Source organism: Blautia argi, assembly GCF_003287895.1.
Classification (GTDB): domain Bacteria; phylum Bacillota; class Clostridia; order Lachnospirales; family Lachnospiraceae; genus Blautia; species Blautia argi.
This window is the reverse complement of the sequence record NZ_CP030280.1, coordinates 3,024,515-3,047,730: the sequence shown is the minus strand read 5'-3', so window position 1 is coordinate 3,047,730 and position 23,216 is coordinate 3,024,515. Positions and strand designations below refer to the sequence as shown.

At 41.8% G+C, this 23,216-nt stretch carries 21 protein-coding genes and 2 pseudogenes; 21 read left to right on the top strand and 2 right to left on the bottom strand.

The window, feature by feature from the left end; translation table 11 throughout:
* The first annotated feature begins 4 nt into the window (after window positions 1-4).
* Entirely contained in the window at window positions 5-850 is an 846-nt protein-coding gene (locus DQQ01_RS14820) for a carbohydrate ABC transporter permease (protein ID WP_111920624.1), read from the top strand.
* A 37-nt stretch (window positions 851-887) separates the two neighbouring features.
* A pseudogene (locus tag DQQ01_RS18295) lies at window positions 888-2,292 on the top strand (alpha-glucosidase/alpha-galactosidase).
* A gap of 112 nt (window positions 2,293-2,404) precedes the next feature.
* Here DQQ01_RS18295 and DQQ01_RS14810 read toward each other — a convergent pair.
* Window positions 2,405-3,307, bottom strand: a complete 903-nt coding sequence (locus DQQ01_RS14810; RefSeq protein ID WP_111920623.1) for a LysR family transcriptional regulator — start codon at window positions 3,305-3,307, stop codon at window positions 2,405-2,407.
* A gap of 129 nt (window positions 3,308-3,436) precedes the next feature.
* Between DQQ01_RS14810 and DQQ01_RS14805 the strand changes: the two genes are divergently transcribed.
* The 11 genes from DQQ01_RS14805 to DQQ01_RS14760 all read left to right on the top strand — a co-directional run bounded on the left by DQQ01_RS14805 (window position 3,437) and on the right by DQQ01_RS14760 (window position 13,732).
* Entirely contained in the window at window positions 3,437-4,741 is a 1,305-nt protein-coding gene (locus tag DQQ01_RS14805) for an NCS2 family permease (protein WP_111920622.1), read from the top strand.
* A 12-nt stretch (window positions 4,742-4,753) separates the two neighbouring features.
* Complete coding sequence (locus DQQ01_RS14800; RefSeq protein ID WP_111920621.1) at window positions 4,754-6,481, top strand: adenine deaminase C-terminal domain-containing protein; 1,728 nt, start codon at window positions 4,754-4,756, stop codon at window positions 6,479-6,481.
* A gap of 254 nt (window positions 6,482-6,735) precedes the next feature.
* Window positions 6,736-7,608 carry a 4-(cytidine 5'-diphospho)-2-C-methyl-D-erythritol kinase gene (gene ispE / locus DQQ01_RS14795; protein ID WP_111920620.1) on the top strand — a complete coding sequence of 291 codons (873 nt, stop codon included), beginning with the start codon at window positions 6,736-6,738 and terminating at the stop codon, window positions 7,606-7,608.
* Window position 7,609: 1 nt separating this feature from the next.
* Window positions 7,610-8,275 carry a GntR family transcriptional regulator gene (locus DQQ01_RS14790; protein WP_111920619.1) on the top strand — a complete coding sequence of 222 codons (666 nt, stop codon included), beginning with the start codon at window positions 7,610-7,612 and terminating at the stop codon, window positions 8,273-8,275.
* A gap of 243 nt (window positions 8,276-8,518) precedes the next feature.
* Window positions 8,519-10,051, top strand: coding sequence for a spore germination protein (locus DQQ01_RS14780; protein WP_111920617.1), 1,533 nt, complete (start codon window positions 8,519-8,521; stop codon window positions 10,049-10,051).
* Entirely contained in the window at window positions 10,052-11,212 is a 1,161-nt protein-coding gene (locus DQQ01_RS14775) for a GerAB/ArcD/ProY family transporter (RefSeq protein ID WP_242980431.1), read from the top strand.
* A complete protein-coding gene (locus DQQ01_RS16800; protein WP_242980430.1) occupies window positions 11,154-11,501 on the top strand; it encodes a Ger(x)C family spore germination protein in 348 nt (115 codons plus the stop codon). Before DQQ01_RS14775 ends, DQQ01_RS16800 begins: the two co-directional genes overlap by 59 nt.
* Before the next feature lie 7 nt (window positions 11,502-11,508).
* A complete protein-coding gene (locus tag DQQ01_RS16795; RefSeq protein WP_242980429.1) occupies window positions 11,509-11,709 on the top strand; it encodes a hypothetical protein in 201 nt (66 codons plus the stop codon).
* Between the two features lie 25 nt (window positions 11,710-11,734).
* Window positions 11,735-12,394, top strand: a complete 660-nt coding sequence (gene spoIIR, locus DQQ01_RS14770) for a stage II sporulation protein R (protein ID WP_111920616.1) — start codon at window positions 11,735-11,737, stop codon at window positions 12,392-12,394.
* Window positions 12,395-12,464: 70 nt separating this feature from the next.
* Window positions 12,465-13,286, top strand: coding sequence for a glutamate racemase (murI, locus tag DQQ01_RS14765; RefSeq protein ID WP_111920615.1), 822 nt, complete (start codon window positions 12,465-12,467; stop codon window positions 13,284-13,286).
* Window positions 13,287-13,288: 2 nt separating this feature from the next.
* The gene (locus tag DQQ01_RS14760) at window positions 13,289-13,732 is read left to right on the top strand and encodes a YwiB family protein (protein ID WP_111920614.1); all 444 of its coding nucleotides are present in this window, start codon (window positions 13,289-13,291) and stop codon (window positions 13,730-13,732) included.
* 130 nt (window positions 13,733-13,862) lie between these two features.
* On the opposite strand, the gene DQQ01_RS14755 is transcribed toward DQQ01_RS14760, so the two are convergent.
* Complete coding sequence (locus DQQ01_RS14755) at window positions 13,863-14,321, bottom strand: hypothetical protein (RefSeq protein WP_111920613.1); 459 nt, start codon at window positions 14,319-14,321, stop codon at window positions 13,863-13,865.
* Between the two features lie 153 nt (window positions 14,322-14,474).
* Between DQQ01_RS14755 and tig the strand changes: the two genes are divergently transcribed.
* The 8 genes and pseudogenes from tig (at window position 14,475) to DQQ01_RS14715 (ending at window position 23,194) form a co-directional block, all read left to right on the top strand.
* Complete coding sequence (gene tig / locus DQQ01_RS14750) at window positions 14,475-15,641, top strand: trigger factor (RefSeq protein WP_111920612.1); 1,167 nt, start codon at window positions 14,475-14,477, stop codon at window positions 15,639-15,641.
* 3 nt (window positions 15,642-15,644) lie between these two features.
* Complete coding sequence (locus tag DQQ01_RS14745; RefSeq protein ID WP_111920611.1) at window positions 15,645-17,747, top strand: penicillin-binding transpeptidase domain-containing protein; 2,103 nt, start codon at window positions 15,645-15,647, stop codon at window positions 17,745-17,747.
* A 72-nt stretch (window positions 17,748-17,819) separates the two neighbouring features.
* Window positions 17,820-17,954: pseudogene (locus tag DQQ01_RS14740) on the top strand (sporulation transcriptional regulator SpoIIID); the annotation flags it as partial.
* A gap of 150 nt (window positions 17,955-18,104) precedes the next feature.
* Window positions 18,105-18,818, top strand: a complete 714-nt coding sequence (locus DQQ01_RS14735) for a hypothetical protein (protein ID WP_111920609.1) — start codon at window positions 18,105-18,107, stop codon at window positions 18,816-18,818.
* Window positions 18,815-19,258 (top strand): DUF4869 domain-containing protein, encoded by a 444-nt coding sequence (locus DQQ01_RS14730; protein ID WP_111920608.1) that lies wholly within the window; start codon window positions 18,815-18,817, stop codon window positions 19,256-19,258. Before DQQ01_RS14735 ends, DQQ01_RS14730 begins: the two co-directional genes overlap by 4 nt.
* Window positions 19,248-19,676 (top strand): ABC transporter ATP-binding protein, encoded by a 429-nt coding sequence (locus DQQ01_RS14725; protein ID WP_111920607.1) that lies wholly within the window; start codon window positions 19,248-19,250, stop codon window positions 19,674-19,676. The genes DQQ01_RS14730 and DQQ01_RS14725 overlap by 11 nt, the downstream gene beginning before the upstream one ends.
* A 36-nt stretch (window positions 19,677-19,712) precedes the next feature.
* Window positions 19,713-22,688 (top strand): TOTE conflict system archaeo-eukaryotic primase domain-containing protein, encoded by a 2,976-nt coding sequence (locus DQQ01_RS14720; protein ID WP_111920977.1) that lies wholly within the window; start codon window positions 19,713-19,715, stop codon window positions 22,686-22,688.
* Window positions 22,688-23,194, top strand: a complete 507-nt coding sequence (locus DQQ01_RS14715; protein WP_111920606.1) for a YkgJ family cysteine cluster protein — start codon at window positions 22,688-22,690, stop codon at window positions 23,192-23,194. Before DQQ01_RS14720 ends, DQQ01_RS14715 begins: the two co-directional genes overlap by 1 nt.
* Window positions 23,195-23,216 lie beyond the last annotated feature (22 nt).

The following is a 23,216-nucleotide window of genomic DNA, read 5'->3' as shown; positions in this document are numbered from 1 at the left end:
GGCTATGAAGAAGAAAAAAATGCACAGAAAAATTATTTATCATGTCATCGTTACCATATTCGGCCTGATTATGATCTATCCGCTGGTATGGATGATTATGAGTTCCTTTAAAGATACAAATACTATTTTTACTACAGCAGGACAGCTGATTCCTGAAGAATTTACGCTGGACAATTATATTAACGGCTGGAAAGGCTTTGCCGGAGTAGGCTTTGGAACCTTTTTCAAAAACTCCCTGTTTATTTCGGTAGTGGCAACTGTAGGAACTGTTTTTTCTTCCTCTATTGTGGCTTATGGACTTGCCAGATGCCGATTCAGAGGAAAGAAGATTTTAGTGGTTGCCATGTTGCTTTCCATGATGCTTCCTGCACAGGTATTGATGATTCCTCAGTATCTCTGGTATCAGAAGCTTGGCTGGGTAAATTCCTATATGCCTTTGATTATTCCTTATTGCTTTGCTGTCCAGGGATTCTTTACCTACCTGATGATGAACTTTATTCAGGGAATTCCCAGAGAGCTTGACGAAGCAGCAAAGATTGACGGCTGTTCTTATTACGGGATTTTCGGAAGAATTATTTTCCCGCTGATGCTGCCTGTGTTGATTACTTCCGGTATTTTTTCCTTTATGTGGAGATGGGACGACTTCCTGTCCGCCCTTCTTTACATTAATGATTCAGCAAAATATCCGGTGAGCCTTGCGCTGAAGCTGTTCAGTGACCCGGGTTCCTCTTCGGATTACGGAGCCATGTTTGCCATGGCAACTCTGTCGGTATTGCCGATTATGCTGATATTTATTTTCCTGCAGAAGTATATTGTAGAGGGTATCAGCACCTCGGGCTTAAAGGGATAAGTATAACAATGAAATGGAAAGAAAAGGAGAATGTCTTATGATTTACAGAAATGGAAAAGTGTCTGATGTACAGATTGCTTATATAGGAGGCGGTTCCCGCGGTTGGGCGTGGACCTTTATGACTGATTTGGCGTTGGAAAAAGATATGAGCGGAACCATTCGCCTGTATGATTTAAATGAGAAAGCGGCAAAGGCTAATGAGGAGATTGGAAATCGTGTTTCCGAAAGAGAAGAGGCTGTGGGCAAATGGAAGTACGAAACCTGCACGGATATGGAACAGGCTTTGACCGGGGCGGATTTTATTGTGATTTCTATTTTGCCTGGTAGCTTTGATGAAATGGCAGTTGACGTACATACGCCGGAACGCCTTGGTATTTATCAGTCTGTAGGGGATACGGCCGGACCGGGTGGTATCATACGTGCTTTGCGTACTATTCCCATGTTTGTAAAAATTGCAGAGGACATTAAGAAATATGCGCCTTCTGCCTGGGTTATCAATTATACCAACCCTATGAGCCTGTGTGTAAAGACACTGTATCACACCTTCCCTGAGATTAAGGCTTTTGGCTGCTGCCATGAGGTTTTTGGAACGCAGAAGGTTTTAAAAGCCATTGCAGAAGAAAAATTGCAGGTAGAAAACATAGACAGAAGAGATATTCATGTCAATGTACTGGGTATTAATCATTTTACCTGGTTTGACTATGCATCTTACAAAGGCGTTGATTTTGTTCCCGATTTACAGAGAATACATTGACGAACATTATGAGGAAGGCTACAATGAGCCAGATAAAAACTGGGCGAACAGCGCTTTTAACTGCGCGCACAGAGTAAAATTTGATTTATTTAAGCGATATGGACTGATTGCGGCAGCAGGCGACCGACACCTGGCTGAGTTTATGCCTGGAGATGAATACTTAAATGACCCGGAAACAGTGACAGGCTGGAAATTCGGTCTGACAACTGTGGATTGGAGAAAAAAGGACTTAAAGGAACGCCTGGAAAAGAGCAGCAGGTTGTTAAAAGGCGAAGAAGAAGTAGAACTGAAGCCTACAGGAGAAGAGGGAATCCTTTTAATAAAAGCTCTCTGCGGTCTGGAACGGGTTGTGAGCAATGTAAATATTCCCAATACAGCGCTGCAGATTCCAAACCTCCCTGCTTCTGCTGTGGTGGAAACCAATGCGGTCTTTGAAAGAGATGCAATCCGTCCGGTGGTGGCAGGAAAAATTCCGGAAAAGGTAAGAGCACTGATGATGCCTCATGTGGAGAATCATGAAACAACCTTAAAGGCAGCGCTGACCTGCGATAAAGAGCTGGTTGTACAGGCATTTTTGAATGACCCTTTGGTAAAAGGCAAGAAATGCACAGAAGCACAGGTAAGGGATCTGGTAGACGATATGATTCAGGGAACCCTAAAATATCTGCCTGAGGGCTGGAAAAATTAAATTGTTAAACCTTTCATTTCAGGGGGTGCTGCACGAATTTTCGTGAGGCAGCCCCGTTCCTTATTTCAGGAGGAAAGCTCCTCGAAAGATTATTGCTTCTATAAGAAAAATCTCACATATATTCCCGCGCAATATTAATAAAATCCTTTGCATATACCGGAAGATATGCGCCTTTGCGGTATGCAATGGACAATGTACTAAATACTCCCTGTTCTCCGATAGAGAAGCAGGCCGGACTCTTTTTCAATTCCAGGTTTTTCATATAATTTTCAGGTATGAAACACATTCCAAATCCACGTTGACACAATTTTACACAAGTTACAGTATTTCGGCTTCTGATTGAAACCGGCGGTTGGATATGGTATTTTGCAAACAGCTCCAATGCTATCTGTCCTGTATTCTGTTCCGGAAAATGCAGGACAAAGGGCTCATCTTTCAGTAGTTTTAAATCTATCCACGGATAGCCTTCTTTTTCATTTCCCATAGAAGCCAGTGGGTGGTCTTCCGGCATGACCAGCAAGATTTCTTCATGAAACAGGGTTTCGTATTCCAATTTAGAATGAGGCTTTACTTCATTGAAAATCGCAAAATCCAGCTGATCGTCCAGGAGCAGCCTTTCTTGTATTGCATAAGCTTCTTCAAGAAGATTTACTTTTACTCCCGGATATTTTTCATGAAAAATCTGCATAATCTGGGGAACCATACAGGAACTTCGCATAAGTGGAAAGGCAATATTCAGTTCTCCTTCGCTGTGAGAAGTTAAATCCTGTAATTCTTTTTCCCAGTCCTGATTCACTGCCAGCACCTTTTTTGCATATTCCATGTATCTTCTTCCGAGATAGGTAGGCGTATAACTGTTACCGCTTCGACTGAATAATTTTCCGTCCATTTCTCGCTCTAGTTTTTGTAAATATTTCGTAAGTGTTGGCTGGGAAACATATAGCTCCTGTGCGGCTTTCGTTAAATTTTGATGCTTTGCAATACATAGGATATAGTTTAATTCTGTAAAATTCATAACAACCTCCTATTCCATTTTGGCATAGTTTTTATGGAAAATATGAATTGGACTTCCCATTTTTTCTATCATACAATAGATACATTCGGATTATCAAGAGATTAATAAAAGAAAAGGAGAGTTTCTCAAATGAAAAATTGGTTTGAAAAACAATTTAAACTTTCAGAATTTCACACGAATGTGAAAACAGAATTGCTGGCAGGAATTACCACGTTTGTCACAATGGCCTATGTTTTAGCAACTGTTCCGAACATCTTAAGCGGTGCTGGTTTTGACAAACATGTGATGCTGACTGTTATGGTACTGCTTATTATTCTTACAAGCTGCGCCATGGCTCTTTATACAAATCGTCCGTTTGCTCTTGCACCGGGACTGGGAAGTGTTGGGATTGTAGCCTCTATGATTTCAAACGAAGGAATCAGTGCGCCTGTTGCGGCAGGAGTTATTTTCTGGAGTGGAGTTTTATTTATACTGATTTCTTTCCTGGGGCTTAGAGAAGCAGTTGTCCGTGTGATTCCGGTCAGCTTAAAACACGCAGTCAGTGCCGGAATCGGCCTTTTTATCGCATTATTAGGCGCTAAAAACTGTGGTCTTATTATTGCAAATGCAGACAAAAACAATCTTGCTTTTGGAGAGCTGACTTCTCCTTCTGTACTGGTTGCTGTCATTGGATTTTTCCTTCTTCTTGTCATCAAAGTCAGAAATGTACCTGGTGGTATGATTTTGGCGATTCTTATTACAACCGTAATCGGAATTCCTTTTGGTGTAACGAAATTACCGGAGAGTATTTTTTCCCTTCCGGCAAATATCGGAGAACAGTTTTTAAACATTGATTTTATAGGAGCTTTAGATTTTGCCTATATTCCATTCTTAATTGCCTTGTTTGTACCGGATTTTTTCTCAACATTTGGAACTGTATTAGGCGTTGGGGCAACAGCAGGATATTTGGACGAGAATGGAAACCTTCCCGGAATCGACAAATGTTTTAAAGTTGATGCGATAGCTACAAGCTTTGGCGCATTATTCGGTATGCCAAGTATGACAACTTATCTGGAATCCTCTGCCGGAGTAGAGGCAGGCGGTAAGACAGGTCTTACTGTGATTTTCACAAGCATCTGTTTTGGACTTGCTCTGTTTCTTGCGCCGCTGGCTCTTATTATTCCATCAGCAGCAACCAGTCCGGTTTTGATTTTTATCGGAATTAATATGTTAAGCGGAATGAGAAATATTGATTATTCAGATATTACAGAATATATTCCTGCATTTATCTGTGTGACCTTCACTATTTTTGCAAATAATATTGCAAATGGTATTTGTGTAGCGCTTCCAGCTTATTTACTCATGAAAATCGCAGCCGGAAAAATGAAAAAAATCGAACCAGTTATGTATGTATTAGTAGCGGTTTGTCTGCTCTATTTCTACACACTTGTTTAGAGGTGAAGTGTTATGGAACACGTTTCTTTATTTATAAAAAATGTAAACGTATTTAATTCTTATCTTAAAAAATTTGTGAAGGCAGATGTATCTGTTTTAAATGGAAAATTTTATTATATTGACCGAAAGCAGAACACGCCATTCCAGGCAGACAAAGTTGTGGACGCTGACGGTATGTATATGATACCGGGATTTGTAGACATTCATATGCACATTGAAAGTTCTATGACAACACCGGTTCCGTTTGGAAACTGTGTGGCGCAGTATGGTGTGACAACCCTTGTATCAGAACCACATGAAATAGCAAATGTAAAAGGGGTTCGCGGTATCCTGGAAATGATATCTGCAGCTAAAAACGCGCCTATTGATATTTTTTATGGTATTCCAAGCAGTGTACCTTCTACCAATGAAATGCTGGAAACAACCGGGGGCAGTATTAACTATCAGGATATGAAGCATTTGCTTTCAGAAAAAGACGTGGTTTGTGTAGGCGAAATCATGAATTATCGAAAAATTATTCAGGAAAATGAATTAGAAATAACAAAATTTCTTGAATACCTCCATGAGGAATATCCGGGATATGTGATAGAAGGCCACTGTCCATCTCTCGTTGACCTGGAACTTGCAAAATTTTTATACCTGGGGATTAACGGTGACCATACGGAACATGCCCTTGAGGAAGTACGGCAGCGTATGGAAAATGGAATGTTCTTTGAAATCCAGAATAAAATGGTGAAGCCGGAAATCCTGAAATATATTTGCGAGAATCATCTGTATGAGTATTGCTGTTTTGTGACAGACGATACAATGGCGGACGTGCTGCATGAAAAAGGGCAGCTCAACTATGTTGTGGAGCGTGCGCTTAGTGTTGGATTTCCTTTGGAATACGCAATTTATTGCGCCACCTATACACCCTGTCAGCGTATGCATTTATATGACCGTGGTGTCATTGCTCCAGGAAAGTTGGCAGATTTCCAGTTACTTCGTGATCCATCTGTGTTAAAACCGGCTTATGTGTATAAAAACGGGTTGGAAATATTTTCTGAGGACTTTGCGGAAAAAGAATTTGTTTCCTATGCTTTTCCGGAGGATTTTTATCGCAGTGTGCAGCTTCCTGCAATTACTTTAAAAGATTTTCAGGTACCCCTTCCTGCGGCTTTGAGCCCTGACTGTACAGAAGTGACAGTTCGCGTGATGGAAATTCATTCAGACAGAACGCAAACCACAGAAAAGCTGGTGACAATGCCTGTAAAACGGGGAAAGCTTCAGTGGCAGGAGAGCGGTTGCCTTCTTGCAATGGTAATCGAGCGGCACGGAAAAAATGGAAATATCGGTTATGGATTTATGACAGGAGCCGGACTGAAAACAGGAACCGCTGCGACAACTTATTTTCATGATCACCACAATCTGTTTGTTGTAGGAGATAATCCTTCGGATATGTTTTTTGCTGTAAACCGTCTTCGTGAGTTACAAGGCGGAATACTTACAGTAAAAGACGGGACAGTTCTTTCAGAACTGGAGTTGCCTGTTTGCGGGATTCTTTCAGAAAAAAGTGTAGAAGAAATTGCCTGTTCTTTAAAAAGAGTGCGGGAATCACTGGAAGAATTAGGATATGAGCACAACAATCCGATTATGTCTTTGGGAACGCTTGGGCTTCCGGTAAGTCCTGCCCTCAAAATAACGGATAAGGGATTGATTGATGTGAAAAATGGAAGGATTACAGACCTGATTATACAATAGAAAAGAAGCCCTGTATGTGGAAATTTTTGTTCCCGTACGGGGTTTTCTGTTTTGAGTTATAGGAAAGTGTGTTCCATGAACAAAGGAGGGTATATCAGGTTGGATATTGGCATGAAAGATTATTTCCCATTACCGGTTGAAAAATTCCCCTTTTTCGGATAGAATAGAGTGTACTAAAACGGATACAATATACAATATCGTTATTTTGCTTCGGCATATTGTATACGAAATACAAGATTGCGGGAGGAACACACATGAGATTAAGAGCACTTGCAAAGATTAATCTGGGTCTGGATGTCTTACGCAGAAGAGAAGACGGATATCACGAGCTGCGTATGATTATGCAGACCATTAATATGTATGACCAGTTAGATATGGAAATCAGCCGCAGACCGGGTATCAGAATTACCACGAATCTGCCCTTTGTGCCGGTGAATGAAAACAATCTGGTACATAAGGCGGCAAAGCTTTTGATGGACGAGTTTGAGATTCAGGAAGGACTGACTGTGGATTTGCAGAAATTTATTCCTGTGGCAGCAGGTATGGCAGGAGGAAGTTCAGATGCTGCCGCTGCCATGATTGGAGTCAACCGTTTGTTTCATCTGGGATTGTCTGTAAAGGATTTAATGGAAAGAGGTGTAAAAATCGGAGCCGACGTACCCTATTGTCTGCTTCGGGGAACCGCGCTTGCAGAGGGAATCGGAGATAAGCTGCGTCCTCTTCCTGCCTGTCCGGACTGCTATGTACTCATAGGAAAGCCGGGCATTAGTGTATCAACCAAATTTGTCTATGAAAACCTTCATGCAAATGAGCTGAAATATCACCCGCCCATTGATGAAATGCTGGAGGCAATCCAGTGGCATAATCTGAATAAAATTGCTGACCTTATGGGAAATGTTCTGGAAACCGTGACCATTCCCAATTATCCGATTATTGAGCAGATTAAAAATCATATGAAAGACCATGGCGCCTTAAATGCCATGATGAGCGGCAGCGGTCCTACGGTATTCGGATTATTTGACGATAAAAAGCTGGCGGAACATGCCTGTGAGGCATTGAGAGAAAGCCGTCTTGCACGAACCGTTTTCCTGACAACAGTATTTAACAACGGCGGAAGGAGGAAATAGCATGGAGTTAGAAATGCAGATGGACGAATATCTCCCTTTGCGAGATGTTGTCTTTAATACGCTGAGAAGAGCAATTTTAAAGGGAGAATTAAAGCCAGGTGAAAGATTAATGGAAATTACACTGGCAGACCAGTTGGGAGTCAGCAGAACCCCCATTCGGGAAGCAATCCGTAAGCTGGAGCTGGAAGGCCTGGTAGTCATGGCGCCCAGAAAAGGGGCAAAGGTGGCGTCTATTACAGAGAGAGATTTAAACGATGTGTTGGAAGTGCGTAAGGGCATGGAGGTGCTGGCAATTTCTCTTGCCTGTGAGCGGATTACCAGAGAGGATTTGGAGAAGCTGCAGGAAATTGAAGGGCGTTTTCAAAAGCTTATTGAAGACGGCAATCTCACAGAACTGGCAGAGGTAGACGTGGAGTTTCACGATACCATTTACAATGCCACTAATAACAAAAGACTGGTGCAGCTTTTGAATAATTTAAGAGAGCAGATGTATCGCTACCGCATGGAATATCTGAAAGATATTGCAGTGAGAAGAACTCTTGCAGAGGAACACCGTTCTATCTGTGAGGCATTAAGAGAGAGGGACGAAAAGAAAGCCCTGGAATATATCAAAGTGCATATTGATAATCAGCAGAAAGCCATTATCCGCAGCCTGAATCAGGAATAGCAGGCAGCAGAGGAATAGAATGGAAAAATCGCGGGATACTAAAGGAGAGGTGAAAGCCTCTCTTTTTTCTTGCATAAGAAAGCCTTCGGAATCCTATGCAAGAAAAAAGCACACTTCGTGTGAAGAGGCACAGCTCGCGGAAAGGAACTTAGCCGAGAACGGCACCGCTCGCGCGCGGAGAATCTCGCAAGCGAGATTCTTTTTAGATGCATAGGAAATCCTTTCATAATCAGGAGGAAATTTATGGACAGTAAGATTTCAATTCATATAGAAGAAAATGAAACATACATCAGAAACAGACTGAAAAATTGTGATGACTGCATTATACGCCCTATGCTTTTGGGAGAAGAGAAGAAGATTCGATGTCTGGTGGTCTATATAGAGGTGGCAGTCAGCAATATGATGCTGGAGGATTCAGTAATCGGCAAGCTGGTGAATCATATGTGGGAAATGCCTGCAGGGGAGATTCTCCAGTTTGTAAAGGATAATGGTATGGGAATTTCTGATGTACAGCCTCTGGATACCATGGACGCAGCATTCGCTTCCATGCTGGCAGGAAATGCGGTGTTTTTTCTGGACGGCTATGCAAAGGCAATTAAGGTGTCCAGCAAGGGGTATCCCAATCTCTCTGTGGCCGAGGCGTCCAGAGAAAAGGTTCTGCGGGGATCAAAGGAGGGCTTTACAGATGCGGTAAAGACCAATTCTGCCCTGGTGCGGAAGCGGATTCGGGATACCAGATTAAAGGTGAAGCAGAAAACTCTTGGGGAGAGAAGCCAGACCGTGGTGCAGCTTTTATATATGGAAGATTTAATACGCCCGGAACTTTTGCAGGACATAGAGGATAGGCTGGATTCCTTTGTCATTGACGGCGTGCTGGACTCGGGGATTCTGGAACAGTTGACAGAAGACAGCTGGCTGTCCCCCTTTCCCCAGTTTCAGACCACCGAACGTCCGGATAAGTGTGCGGCAGAGATTTTAAACGGCAGAATCCTGCTTTTGTGCGACCATTCCCCCATCGGCATGCTGCTTCCGGCAGCTTTCAGTGATTTTCTGCAGGTCAGTGAAGACCATTACAACCGGTTTGAGATTGTGTCCCTTCAGCGTCTGATTCGCTATGCGGCTGTTTTGTTCACCATGCTGTTTTCCGGTACTTATCTGGCAGTGACAAACTTTCACACTCAGGTGCTTCCTGCCAGCCTGATACTTTCCTTTTCAGAGGCGCGTCAGGGCGTTCCCTTTCCCGGTGTGCTGGAGATACTCTTTATGGAACTTGCCTTTGAAACCATTCGGGAGGCGGGCGTGCGTATGCCCGGTCCTCTGGGGGGAACCATTGGGATTGTAGGCGGACTGATTGTAGGGCAGGCAGCAGTGGAGGCAAATCTGGTAAGTCCCATTGTGGTGGTGGTGGTGGCAGTGACAGCCCTTTGCTCCCTTGCCATTCCAAACGAAGAATTTTCCGCGCCCTTTCGGCTTTTGAAGTTTGGATTTCTTCTTCTGGGAGGAACCCTTGGGGTGTTTGGAATCCTTCTGGGGTTGTACCTGACTGCCAGCCATCTGGCAGGGCTGAAAAGCTTTGGAATTCCTTATCTGACGCCTTTTGCTGCCCGGATAAAGGCAGGCTACAGGGGAGAAAGGGACAGTGTGATTCGGGCGCCTTTTCGCTTTCTCACACGAAGACCCCTGTATGCACAGAAAGACCAGAAAGTGCGTCTGCGTATGGAAGCATCTTCTGCGGAAGGGAGAATCAGGCAGCGGGAAAAGAAGGGAGGAAAATAAATGTTTGCAGACAATGCACAGATTTCTCACAGACAGCTTTTCAGGCAATTACTTTTAGGGCTTATGGGAATTTATTTTCTGGCTGTTCCGGTGTGCAGTCAGCTTCGGGGCAGACAAGGGATTTTATCCCTTTTAACCGGAATGGGAATCTATCTGTTTTTGTGTATTTACTTTATTCGTCTGAAAACGGTTTTTAAAAATCCCATACAGTATATGGGAAAAATCATGGGGAGAATTTTTATCCTGGTCTATCTGTCCTGGCTGTGGCTTATGGGAATCTATCTGCTTCTTTTGATTGTTGGTATTACGGATCGCTTCTTTATAGAAGGGAGCGTATCCTGGGCTGTGCTTCTGCTGGCAGCCGCAGCGGCGTATCTGGGAAGTCGTCAGGGTCTGGAAAGGCGGGGCAGAATGGCGGAGCTTTGCTTTCCCGCGATTTTCGTGATTCTGGTGGGAATGCTGCTTCTCGGAATCCTCCGCATGAAACCGGAATATCTGAATGAAACTGGGGAATTGAGTGTAAAAGGCTGGCTCATGGGAACGTATCAGGTGCTTTGCCTATTTCTTCCCTTTGTTTTTTTACCGGTTACTCTGGGAAATGTACGAAAACCTCAGGAAACAGGCAGAGTCATCGGGGGCGCTGCAGTGCTGCTGACCGGCATTCAGATACTGGTGCTTTTGCTTTTGCAGGGCAGCTTCGGGTTGGGAGGATACGAGCATAAGGCATATCCGGTGGTGGATTTTATGTCCGGTATCCGTATCCCCGGGGACTTTTTGGAGCGTGTGGATATCTTCTGGCTGGCGGCAGTGATGTTCAGTGTTCTTTTTTCCCTTGGTAGTGTATTCTTTTATAATCATGAGCTACTGGTGCGGATAAAAATGGAAAAAACTGCCCGGTTTGCAGCTGGAGGAATTGTGCTGGGGGGCATTGGTATGCCTGAATCAGGACATTTCTCCTCAGGTGTTTTTAAAAATTACTGCCAGCATCTATGGACCGCTGTTTTTCTTTTTGCTTTTTTACAGTATGTGTGCAGGGAGAAAAAAGAGAGTTCTTGCTGCTCTGATTTTATGTGCGTTTTTCCTGTCCGGCTGCGGCGTGTCTTTGGAAAACAGAATCTTTCCTCTTTCTATGAGTGTGGATTATCGAAACAGAGAATATGAAATCATTTATGGGATTCCGGGACTCTCCCGGATTACGGGCCAGGAAAAGGAGTCAGAATCAGAAAGTCAGGCGCAGGCAGTTTCCTACAGGGGAAGAACCATAGAGGAAGCAGAGGAACGTTTTAATCAGAATCAGGAAAAATATCTGGATATGGGGCATTTAAAGGCGCTGATTCTGGGAGAAGAGGTGTTAGAGGAGGAAGAGGCGCTTACAGGACTTTTGGCGTATCTGGAGGAAAAGCCGGCTGTGGCAGGAAATCTCTACGTTTTTTGTCTGTGGGGACAATAAAGCGTTGATGAGTCTGGACAGTGAAAATGAGGTTTCCGTAGGCGAATATCTGACGGGAATCCTGGAAAACAATCTGGAGGGAAAACCAAAGGACGCAGTCACCTTACAGGATTTATATAATGCATGGCACAGGGGGGAAGAAATGCCCAAACTTCCCATTGCAGAGGCTGTGAATAAAAGACCGCGAATCCGTCAATACTCCCGGTAAAGAAAAAACCGGGAGGTACATAGAAATGAAGGAAGAGGAAAAGAAAAGCTTTGCACTGCGGGCAGGGCTTACAGCATTGGCAGCACTCCTGTTTTGTACAGGAATTTATCTGATACACTTGAAACAGGAAAACAGAGAAATCAGGCAGAGGTTAGACAGAGAAATTCAGCAGGGGATTGCAGGAGAGGTCTTTCGTTTTCATGTAATTGCCAACAGTGACCGGCAGGAGGACCAGGAGATAAAACTGGAGGTAAAGTCAGAAATTACGGAATATCTGAAGGAGCTGCTTCCGGGGGACAGTGATTTGGAGAAAACAAAGGAAGCAGTGCTGACCCATTTGCCGGAAATAGAGGAAAGAGCAGAGCAGGTTATGAGAAAAAAGGGTTTTGCTTATCAGGCTCAGGCTGTGGTGGAAAAGACCTGGTTTCCGGAAAAGACGTATGGGGACTGTACCTTTCCGGAAGGCGAGTATGAGGCTCTGAAGCTGAAGCTTGGAAAGGCAGAGGGACAGAACTGGTGGTGTATGCTGTATCCTTCTCTTTGCTTTATAGATGAAACTTACGGCGTAGTTACAGAGGATAAAAAGGAAGAGCTGGAAGAAGTGCTGACAAAGGAGGAATTTCTGGAAATCCTGAAAAATCCGGAAGAAAAGGAGAAGGTACGCATAGGATTTCGTTGGTTTTAATCTTGCAATCTATCTCTGTAAAGGGTACAATGAGAGTCAAACGAGAAAATGACAGGTAAGAGGTTATCCTATGAATCAGAGAAAAACTGCGCCTATCGGTGTTTTTGACTCAGGAGTGGGCGGATTAACAGTGGCACGGGAGATTATGCGGAATCTTCCGGGTGAGAGAATTGTATATTTTGGAGATACGGCAAGAGTACCATACGGCAGTAAGTCAAAAGAAACGGTTATCCGGTATTCCAGACAGATTGTCCGTTTTTTAAAGACACAGGAAGTAAAGGCTATTGTAGTTGCCTGCAATACAGCAAGTGCACTGGCTCTGGAAACCATTCAGCAGGAAATAGATATTCCCATGTTGGGGGTGGTAGAACCGGGGGCAAAGGTGGCAGCCCAGACTACGGTAAACAAAAAAATCGGTCTGATTGGCACAAGAGCAACTGTGAAATCAGACCTGTATCGGATGTTGATTCAGAAATCAGACCCGGAAATACAGGTGATTGGTCAGGCCTGTCCCTTATTTGTTCCTCTGGTGGAGGAAGGTTGGCTAAAAGATCCGGTAACCATAGAAGTTGCAGAAAGGTATTTGCAACCTCTTTTAGAGCAGGACATTGATACCCTGATTTTAGGCTGTACCCATTATCCTCTCCTGCGTTCTATGTTAAGAGAGCTGGTGGGCGATAAGGTAACATTGGTAAACCCTGCCTATGAAACAGCCAGAGCACTGGGGCGTTTGTTAAAAGAACAGGGACTGGAAAATGAAGAGCAGACAGAAGAGGAATTTCCTTACCGTTTCTTTGTCAGTGATGAGGAGGAGTATTTTCAGGCATTTGCCAATTCGATTCTGCCATATGATGTGAAGATGACGAAGCAGATAAATATTGAGGAGTATTAATCATGACAAAAGATGTATTAGTAACAGTGAAAGGACTGCAGAGCATAGATGCAGGAGAACCGGAGGAAGTGGAGCTGGTGTCTAAGGGAGATTATTATTATAAGAACGGGCATCACTATATTTTCTTTGACGAGGCAGTGGAAGGCTTTACGGAAAGCACCAGAAACAGCATTAAGGTTTCTGAAAACAGCGTGGAAGTAAAGAGAAAGGGGCTTACTAATGTGCAGATGATTTTTGAAGAAAATAAGAAGAATCTCACCTATTATGCAACCCCTTTCGGCAATCTGCAGATGGGGATTGCTGCCACAAAGATTGATGTGAAGGAACAGCCGGAAGGCCTGGATATTTCCATTGATTATGCATTGGAGATTAATGCAGAGCATGCGGCAGACTGCCGGATTTCCGTGAATGTAAGGCAAAAGGACGCAGGAGAATTTTCCCTGTGAGAACAGGAAAGCAGCAAATTATGTTATACAGAGTTGTGTGAGATGTGAAATCTGGTTTACTGTTTCGCGCAAATAAAACCCCTTTCATCAGAAGCGTAAATTCTCTGAAAGGGGTTTCTGCATATCCTTATTATTTTTCTTTGCTCATATTTGTAGCCTTTTCTTTCATTCTCTTGAACCAGCCCTTTTTCTTTTCAGGCGGTGTAAGAGAACCACGCAGACCTCTGACGCCGATAATATAGATACCGCTCACATCAGCTTTTACTTCCTTTTTTACCGGAATTAAGTCATAAATAGATTCGTCTGCAACTAATGTCATAATTTTTGGTCCGATTTTTGCCTTTACGATAGGCAGTTTGGAACGCCTCATAAGTTTTGGTGTCTGGTCAATGACCATCTGGGGAAGACCGGACTCCTTAATGGGAAGCCGTTTTTTGTCAATAATCAGCATGGAAACCGTCTGTTTTGCTGCCTCCATTTGTTCCTGTTGTGCTTCCTGTTTTTTCTGCGCTTTTTTTCCCAGAAAATACAGGACAACAAGTCCGATAATTAAAATAATCAAAATTATCAGTAACACTTTTGTAAGCATTTGTGTTGACCCTCCTACTATTTCGCTAAATTCATACTTCAATTATTCTAGCATTGTTTCAGGGAAAAGGCAACTGAAAAGTTGACGGTTGCAGGGACTTTGTGGCATAATTGCTCTTAGAAATGTAAACAGAACAGAGAGGAATTTATAGATATGAAGAAAAGAATCGTAACGCTTTTGCTGACCCTGACGATTCTGGGACTGGCAGCAGGCTGCGGAGAAAAAAAGAGTGAAGAGGATAAAAAAGAAACCACAAAGACAGAACAGGCAGCAGAGGAAGAGTTTGTGCTGACCAATCAAGAGGGAAAAGTAGTTGCTGCAGACGTGGAAAACCTGGCGGATTACATTACTCTGGGAGAATATAAAAATCTGGAGGTAGAGGAGAAGTTTCCAAAGCAGAAAATCACAGACGAAGATGTTGAGAACAGTATTCACTATAACATGTTAAGAGCGGTTAAGCAGGTAGAAGTCACCCAGGACAGACCTGTAAAGAATGAAGATACGGTAAACATTGACTATACGGGATATATGGACGGCAAAGAATTTGAAGGCGGTTCTGCGAAAGGTGAAAATCTGCTCATTGGTTCCGGACAGTTTATCAGCGGCTTTGAAGACGGGCTCATCGGACATAAGAAGGGTGAGGAGGTTACGCTTGATTTGACTTTTCCTCAAGATTATAAGGCAACGGAAATGCAGGGAAAAGCGGTGCAGTTTAAGGTAAAAATCAACAGTATTTCAGAGGCGCCTGAGCTTACAGATGAATGGGTGGCTGAAAACACACAGTATAAGACCGTAGAAGAATATAAGAAAAAACAAAAAGAGCTTATGCAGAACAGCGCGGATCTAGATTATGAAAGTCAGATAAATTCAGATTTGTTTACTCTTGTAGTAAATGACACCAAATTTGAAAAATATCCGGAGGATATGCTGGAAACTGCTAAAAAAGAAGTCAGAGAACAGCTTGATGCCATGTATCAGGCACAACAGGGCATTACGCTGGACGATTACATCAAACAACAGAATATTTCTGAGAAAGAAGAGGACAAGGCGCTTACCGACCAGGCGCAGAAATTTTTGCAGCAGAATCTGGTGGTACAGGGGATTTTCAATGCAGAGGGAATTGAACTGACAGAAGAGGATTATAACAAGGAGCTGGAAAAATTTGCAAAGACCAGCGGTTTTCCGGATGTAAAAACTCTGGAAACCTATTACACAGATAAAAACGTGATTAAAGACAGTGTACTCTGGAATCGTGCATGTGAGATTATCCGTTCTACAGCCACGATTAAAGAGAAGGCTGTAGAAACAGGAGATGAATAATCCATGGAAAAAAAGAAAGGAACAAAATCCAAAAAGAGAAGGCGTCTGCTACTGTTGGAAATCGGAGGAGTTGCGGTTTTAGCAGCTCTTGCTGCAGGCATTGTTCTGTATAAAAATATTTTTTCTGATACAAGAGATACTGTTTTAGAGGAGTACATGGGATATATCGAGAAGCAGGAATATGATAAAATGTACGCGCTTTTAGATACAACATCAAAAGACAGTATAGAGAAAGAGGATTTTGTAACCAGAAATAAAAATATTTATGAGGGAATTGAGGCAGAAAAAATTTCCTTGGATATTCCTGAAAAGCAGGACGTAAGCCAGCCCTTATCTTATCGTGTCACCATGGAAACTCTGGCAGGGGAAATTGTTTATGATGCCAACACCTTTTTTGAGAAGGAAAAGGGAAAGTGGCGCATTGTATGGCAGGATTCCATGATTTTTCCGGATCTGGGAAAGGACGATAAAGTAAGTGTGACTTCTCTGGAAGCAAAAAGAGGAAGTATCTATGACCGAAATGGTACGCTTCTGGCAGGACAGGGAACTGTACAGTCTGTAGGACTTGTACCGGGAAAAATGAATGTGCAGGCAGAAGCAGACATCAAAGGAATTGCAGAGGTTCTGGGAACCTCACCGGAAAATATAGAAGCTCAGCTACAGGCATCTTGGGTAAAAGAGGACAGTTTTGTGCCTTTAAAGAAAATGACCCAGACCCAGCTTAACGAGCCTTATGTCAGCCCGGACGGAACGTCAGCAGGAGCCAGTATTCAGGACAAGCTTCTGGGCTATCCGGGAGTTTTGATTACAGAAGCAGAAAGCAGAGTTTATCCATATGGGGAAAGCACTGCACATTTGCTGGGCTATGTACAGCAGATTAACGCAGAAGAGCTGGAGAAAATGAAGGATAAGGGATACGATGAGCAGAGTGTAATAGGAAAAAGCGGTCTGGAAAAGCTCTACGAAGAGCGGTTAAGAGCTAAAGAAGGATACAAAATTGCCATCGTGGATGCAGAAGGCAAGGAAAAGACTGCGCTTGCCATGAAGCCGGCTGAGGACGGAGAGGAAATCCATTTGACCATTGATGCCAAGTGGCAGCAAAAGTTATATGAGGCATATAAAGAGGATAAAAGCTGTTCTGTAGTGATGAAGCCCAAGTCCGGAGAGGTTCTGGCTCTGGTGTCTACGCCTTCTTTTAACAGTATGGATTTTGTACTGGGAATCTCACAGGAGAAGTGGGACGTTCTGAACAACAATCCTGATAAGCCCATGTACAACAGGGTGAGAGAAACCTGGGCGCCAGGTTCTTCCTTTAAACCAGTGACTGCAGGAATCGGTCTTACCACAGGGGCATTTACCCCAGAGGAAGATTTTGGTGCAAGCGGATTGTCCTGGCAAAAGGACGAAAGCTGGGGCAGCTATAAGGTGACAACCCTTCATGAATACAATGGAGCAGTGCTGAAAAACGCGCTGATTTACTCTGACAATATTTATTTTGCGAAAGCGGCTTTAAAAATCGGTGCAGATACTTTTGGAGAGCAGCTTGAAAAGCTGGGCTTTGGACAGGATATTCCCTTTGACATTGGTATGACTCCTTCGCAGTATTCCAATGGAGAAACCTTTGCAACAGAAGTACAGCTTGCAGACAGCGGCTACGGACAGGGACAGATGCTGGTAAATCCCCTTCATTTATCCTGTATCTATTCTGCATTCTTTAATGAAGGAAATATGATTCTGCCTTATCTGGAGCTTGAGGAAGGAAAAGCGCCGTCCTATTGGGTAGAGCATGCATTTACCCCAGAGGCAGCGACAACAATCTATGAAGATTTAAAAGAAGTGGTAAGCAATCCGGAGGGAACCGGACACGCTGCTGCGCAGGTACCCGGTGTAGCTCTTGCAGGCAAAACCGGAACTGCAGAAATTAAGGAATCTCAGGAAGATACAACCGGAACCGAGCTTGGCTGGTTTGCAGTCTATAATACAGAAGGAATGAACAACGAAACCGTGCTGATGCTGAACATGGTAGAAGATGTGAAAGGCAGAGGCGGAAGCGGATATGTAGTGAACAAGGACTCAGAAGTCTGGAAGCAGGTTTTGGCAGAGTAAGCGAAAAAGCAACTCATACCCTCTAAATCCCCCGCATACATTGTAAAAACAATGTTTTCGGGGGATTTTTCCTTGAAAGATTATATTGAGGAACGGGCAGTTGACATAGCAAACTATATTATTGAAGAGAAGGCTACGGTAAGACAGACAGCGAAGAAATTTGGAGTTAGTAAGAGTACGGTACATATAGACGTAACAAAAGAGATGTTTTTGTGAAGGTTGTTTATGAGGTGAGATAAAGAGAGGGGATAGAGTAGGGAAAGATCGCAGAAATGCGGTCTTTTTCTTTTAGGTGAATTTATTGTGTTATGGATGAAAATCGGTTAAAATAGAATATAGAAAGCAGGTGGAAGAATCATGGCTAAAACTTTTTTATGGATAGAAGATCGGAAAGGAAAAGCAAGTTATATATTTTGGGAAAATTTCATGAAACAACTCTATCCGGATGTAATAGTTGAAAGTAAAAAGAATAATAGTGAATTGGTGAAATCGGTAAAGGCATTGCAGGATATAGAGAATAAATATATTATTGTTTTTGATAATTCTTTTGATAATCTTCAGGTTGTAATGGAACAGAAGCGTTTGAAGAGATATGTGAGTGAGAAGAAAAATGTTTTTCTGTTGGATATTATTTGCTTTGAGTATATTCTTTTAGAGTTTAAAGAATTGATAGAATGGATTTATGCTCCAAAAGATGAGTTTTTAGAAAAAAGAGCCGGAACAATCACAGCAAGACACAAACTTGTAAAATTCTTGCAGGATGATAATTTCGATTATAAAGGAATACGAGAAATTGTGGAATATGATAAAAATATTGAAGAACATAATATTGAGCAATTATCGGCAAAGTTACTATTCGATTTGACAAGAAATACTGGATTTGAAGTGTCAAAAGGTGTGATTGGCGAATGTTGGATAAAGTCATGTTGTGAATGGAAAGAACGGCAGGAAGACGACATCTGTGGGTTAGATAATAGCAGATTATCTGTATTTGATAAAATGAAACGAATTTATATGGGAAGTTCATTGAAACTACAGTTTTCGAAAGTTGGATTGGAGGTAGTGACATGATAACGATTTTTAAGCACAAGAAAGATATACCTCAAGATAAAGAATATATAGAATTGAATGATATCTTTTTTAATCAAAATACGGCAACGAGACTAGATGATAAAGCGGCAAAGTATATTCAACTGATAGATGTTTCGGAACTTATCAGCAAATATAAAATTCGATCACGTTTTGAAGATATTACGCTGAATATAGATCAACTTTCTACGGGATGTAAAACAGTATTGAATGTATTGTATTTTCCGGACAAGGTGTTTTGCTTAAAAGAATGTGGAAATAATGCTTTGGAAACATTGTATAGTTTCGAAGAGGGATATGTATATAGTGAATATGCAATGATTCCGTTTAACATGAAACGTGTGAAGGCTCAGACTAGTAGAGAATGTCAAGTGATCGAGGATTACGAAGAACTAAAGGAGTGGTGGGAAAATGAAGAGTAAACCGGTTGTAATGGAACACTTTTCAACAGTGCATACTTCGTTTATGGTGGATTTTACATTTACCAATAATATAACAATTTTAATGGGGGATTCTGGGACAGGGAAAACAGCAACATTTTCGTTTATCAGAGAATGTATGGCGATTAATCCTCAGATTTTGTGTTTGGATAATTATGACTATCAAAAAGATATAAAAGAAATACTCAGCCAGACAGAGGGAAAACTGATTGTCATTGATAATGCAGATATTTTGTTGAATGACGATACACGGAAGTATATTTCGTTAGATGATAAAAATCAGTATCTGATTATCGGAAGAAATCCTAAAAATCTGTTCGCAACGAAAGAAAATCTATTTGAATTGGCAAGTGAAAAGGTCGGAGAGCAGACGGTGTTTACGATAAAACCGTATATATAAAGTGGAACTTGTGTGTTGAGAATTGCAGGTGGCGGTATGAATATAGAAGCATATGATACGGAAACTTTGAGGAAGATTGTTCGGTTACTTGAATATGAAAATAGATTATTAAAAGATAAATTGAAAAAAGAAAATATTCCATATGATGAGACTAATCCTTTTGAAGAGACAATAGAAAATGCAGAAGAGTATGATCTCGATCAGGGAGCGCGTATTGTCCATCCTACGTTTATTACGGAGAAGATGGCGATACGCTTCTTTTCTATGTTTTGGGGAAGAGAGGATGTCTATGCCAGGCGCAGCAAAAATGGCGGTTATTTTCCACAATGTGATAATAGATGGGATGTTAAACTTTGTCCGAAACAGCGTGGAGAAAAGATATTTTGCGATGAGTGTGAAAATAAAAAATGGACAAAACTGGACGTGAAGAAAATCGTTTCGCATTTGCTGGGATATAAGGAAGATGGTTCGGACGTAATCGGTGTATATCCACTGCTGCCAGATGGAACATGCAGATTTCTCGTGTTTGATTTTGATAATCACGAAAAAGGTGCAGAAACAACAGATTTTGCCAACATGGATAATGAGTGGCATAAAGAAGTGGATGCTCTTAGAAAGATGTGTAAGATAAATGGAATTAAACCGTTAGTGGAACGATCACGCTCAGGGAGAGGCGCTCATGTATGGATATTTTTTCAAAAAGCAATAGCGGCTTCCGTTGCCAGAAACTTTGGATTTTTACTGTTAGATAAAGGGGCGGCTTCTGTCAATTTAAAGTCCTTTCATTACTATGACCGTATGTATCCGTCTCAGGATGTGGCAAGCAGTATTGGCAATCTGATTGCACTGCCATTGCAGGGACAGGCGCTTAAAAATGGAAACAGCGCATTTGTAGATGGAAATTGGAATGCTTATCCTGATCAATGGGACATTTTGCTTAATAGGACAGAAAAACTCAGTATAGAGGATATTGAAAAATATATGGCAAAGTGGCAGGCAGAATTAGCGGAAAGCAAAGGAAAGATTGCAAGTATTGATATAAATAGCAGACCAAAGCCATGGAAAAAGAAGTGCGAGTTTGTGAAAACGGATGTGGTTGGAAAACTTCATATGGTACTCAGTAATGGTGTTTATGTCGATACGCTGAATCTTATGCCAAGAATACAAAATCAAATTCGTAGTCTGGCGGCGTTTGATAATCCGGAGTATTATAAGAACAAGAGATTAGGATATTCGAACTACTATAATTTTAGTGCTGTTTATTTAGGGAAAGATATTGATGGCTATATCCGAGTGCCACGAGGATTAAGAGAACGAATTACTGAGGAATGTACGAAAGCAGAAATTCCAATCGAGATATCTGATCAAAGGGAAATCGGTCTCCCAATTAGAGTCTCATTTAAAGGTGATTTGCGGTTGCAACAGGAACTTGCGGCGGAGAAGTTGCTAAAGGATTCAGATGGTGTGCTAGAGGCCGCAACCGCATTTGGTAAAACAGTTGTGTGCAGTTACCTGATTGCGGAACGAAAGGTGAATACACTGATTTTATTACAGAGTAAAGATTTGCTTAGTCAATGGGTAGATGAACTGAATAAATTTCTTGATATCAGGGAAGAACCGCCGGAGTATGAAACGAAGACGGGACGAAAGAAAAAAAGAGACAGTGCAATTGGTGTTCTGCATGGAACTAAGAATACTTTGACGGGTATTGTAGATGTTGCAATGGTTGGTTCCATGTACAGCAAAGGAAAGTTTCAAAATTTAAAACATGCTTATGGAATGATTATTGTGGATGAATGTCATCATGCAGCATCACATACATATATGGAAGTGTTGCAGAAAATTAATGCCAAATATGTTTATGGGGTATCAGCAACACCGAAACGTGGTGATCATCTGGATAAAATTATATATATGATGCTGGGACCATTAAGGCATCGCTTCACAGCATTGGAAAGAGCCAAAGAGCAGGGAATAGGACATTATTTTGTTCCAAGATATACAAGAGTGATCGATACTGTGGATAGTAGGAATGATATCAATAAAGCCTATAGTTTAATCAGCACTAGCAAAGAGAGAAATGAAATGATTGCAAATGATGTAAAACAAAGTATTTCACAGAGTCAGACTCCGGTTATATTAACTCGATACAAAGAACATGCAAAAATCCTGTATGATATGTTAAAAGACGAAGCAGACCATGTATTTCTCTTGTATGGCGATAATTCGGATAAGGAAAATGCAGAAATACGGATACGATTAAAAAAGGTTCCACGTACAGAAAATCTTATATTGATTGCGACTGGTCAAAAGATAGGGGAAGGATTTGATTTCCCGAGATTGGATGTACTGATGCTTGCGGCACCGGTATCTTTTGAAGGGCGTTTGGAACAGTATATAGGAAGACTGAATCGTGATTACGAGGGAAAAGAAGCGGTTTATGTGTATGATTATATTGATACGCATATGAGAAAATTTAATAAAATGTATGGAAAGAGACTTCGAACTTATAAGAAAACAGGATTTTCTGTTTGGACAGGAGACTTGCAAGAGAAACAGGTTGTTCATGCGATATTTGATTCTGGCAATTATACGGAAAAATTTGAGCAGGATTTGGTGGAGGCAGAAAAATCAATCGTGATTTCCAGTCCCAATATCCGGCAGGAGAAGATTGATAGGTTGTTAGTATTGGTAAAAGAACGCCAGGAAAATGGTGTGAGTGTTACAGTCATTACAACGGCTCCAGAGAAAGTTATATATGGCAATGCAGATATGTGTTATGAGCTGATCCGGGAGATGCAGAATGTGGCTATCAATGTTGTAACAAAAGAAGAAGTAGAGGAACGATTTGCAGTCATAGATGAGGAGCTGGTGTGGCATGGAGGTATGAATCTGCTGGGAAAGGAAGATGCTTGGGATAATTTGATGCGTATTAAAAACCATCAGGTGGCGGCGGAACTGTTGGAGATTGCATTTTGTATTACAGAAGAGAAAAAGGAAGGAGAAAATTGATGATTGCACCGAGAAAAGTAAGATTTGAAGCAAAGAAAAAAGAAAATGAGAATTTGGAATTTCGTACATTTTTAAAATGCCATGCGGATGAAAAGGAATTGGACAAACAGTTTAAAAGACTTCACGATGAATTGTTTTCAACTTATGATTGTAGCAGATGTAGAAACTGTTGTAAAATGTATCATGGAAGTATTCCAAGTGAAGATTTGGAAAGAGATGCGGAAATTTTGGATTTGACAAAAGAGCAATTTGTTGAGAGGTATTTGATTAAAAATGAAGTAGAAGATACATATGAGACAAAGAATAAGCCGTGCGATTTTCTGCAAGAGGACGGTAATTGCAAATTAGGAGAATGCAGACCGGAGAGTTGTAAAAAATATCCTTATACGGATCAATCGGATAGATTGCAGAGTCTGTATAGTGTGCTGAATGCGGTGGAAGTCTGTCCGGTAGCGTTTGAGATATATGAGAGACTGAAAAAAGAATATGGATTTCGGTATAGATAAGATGATTTTCTAATGAGAAAAA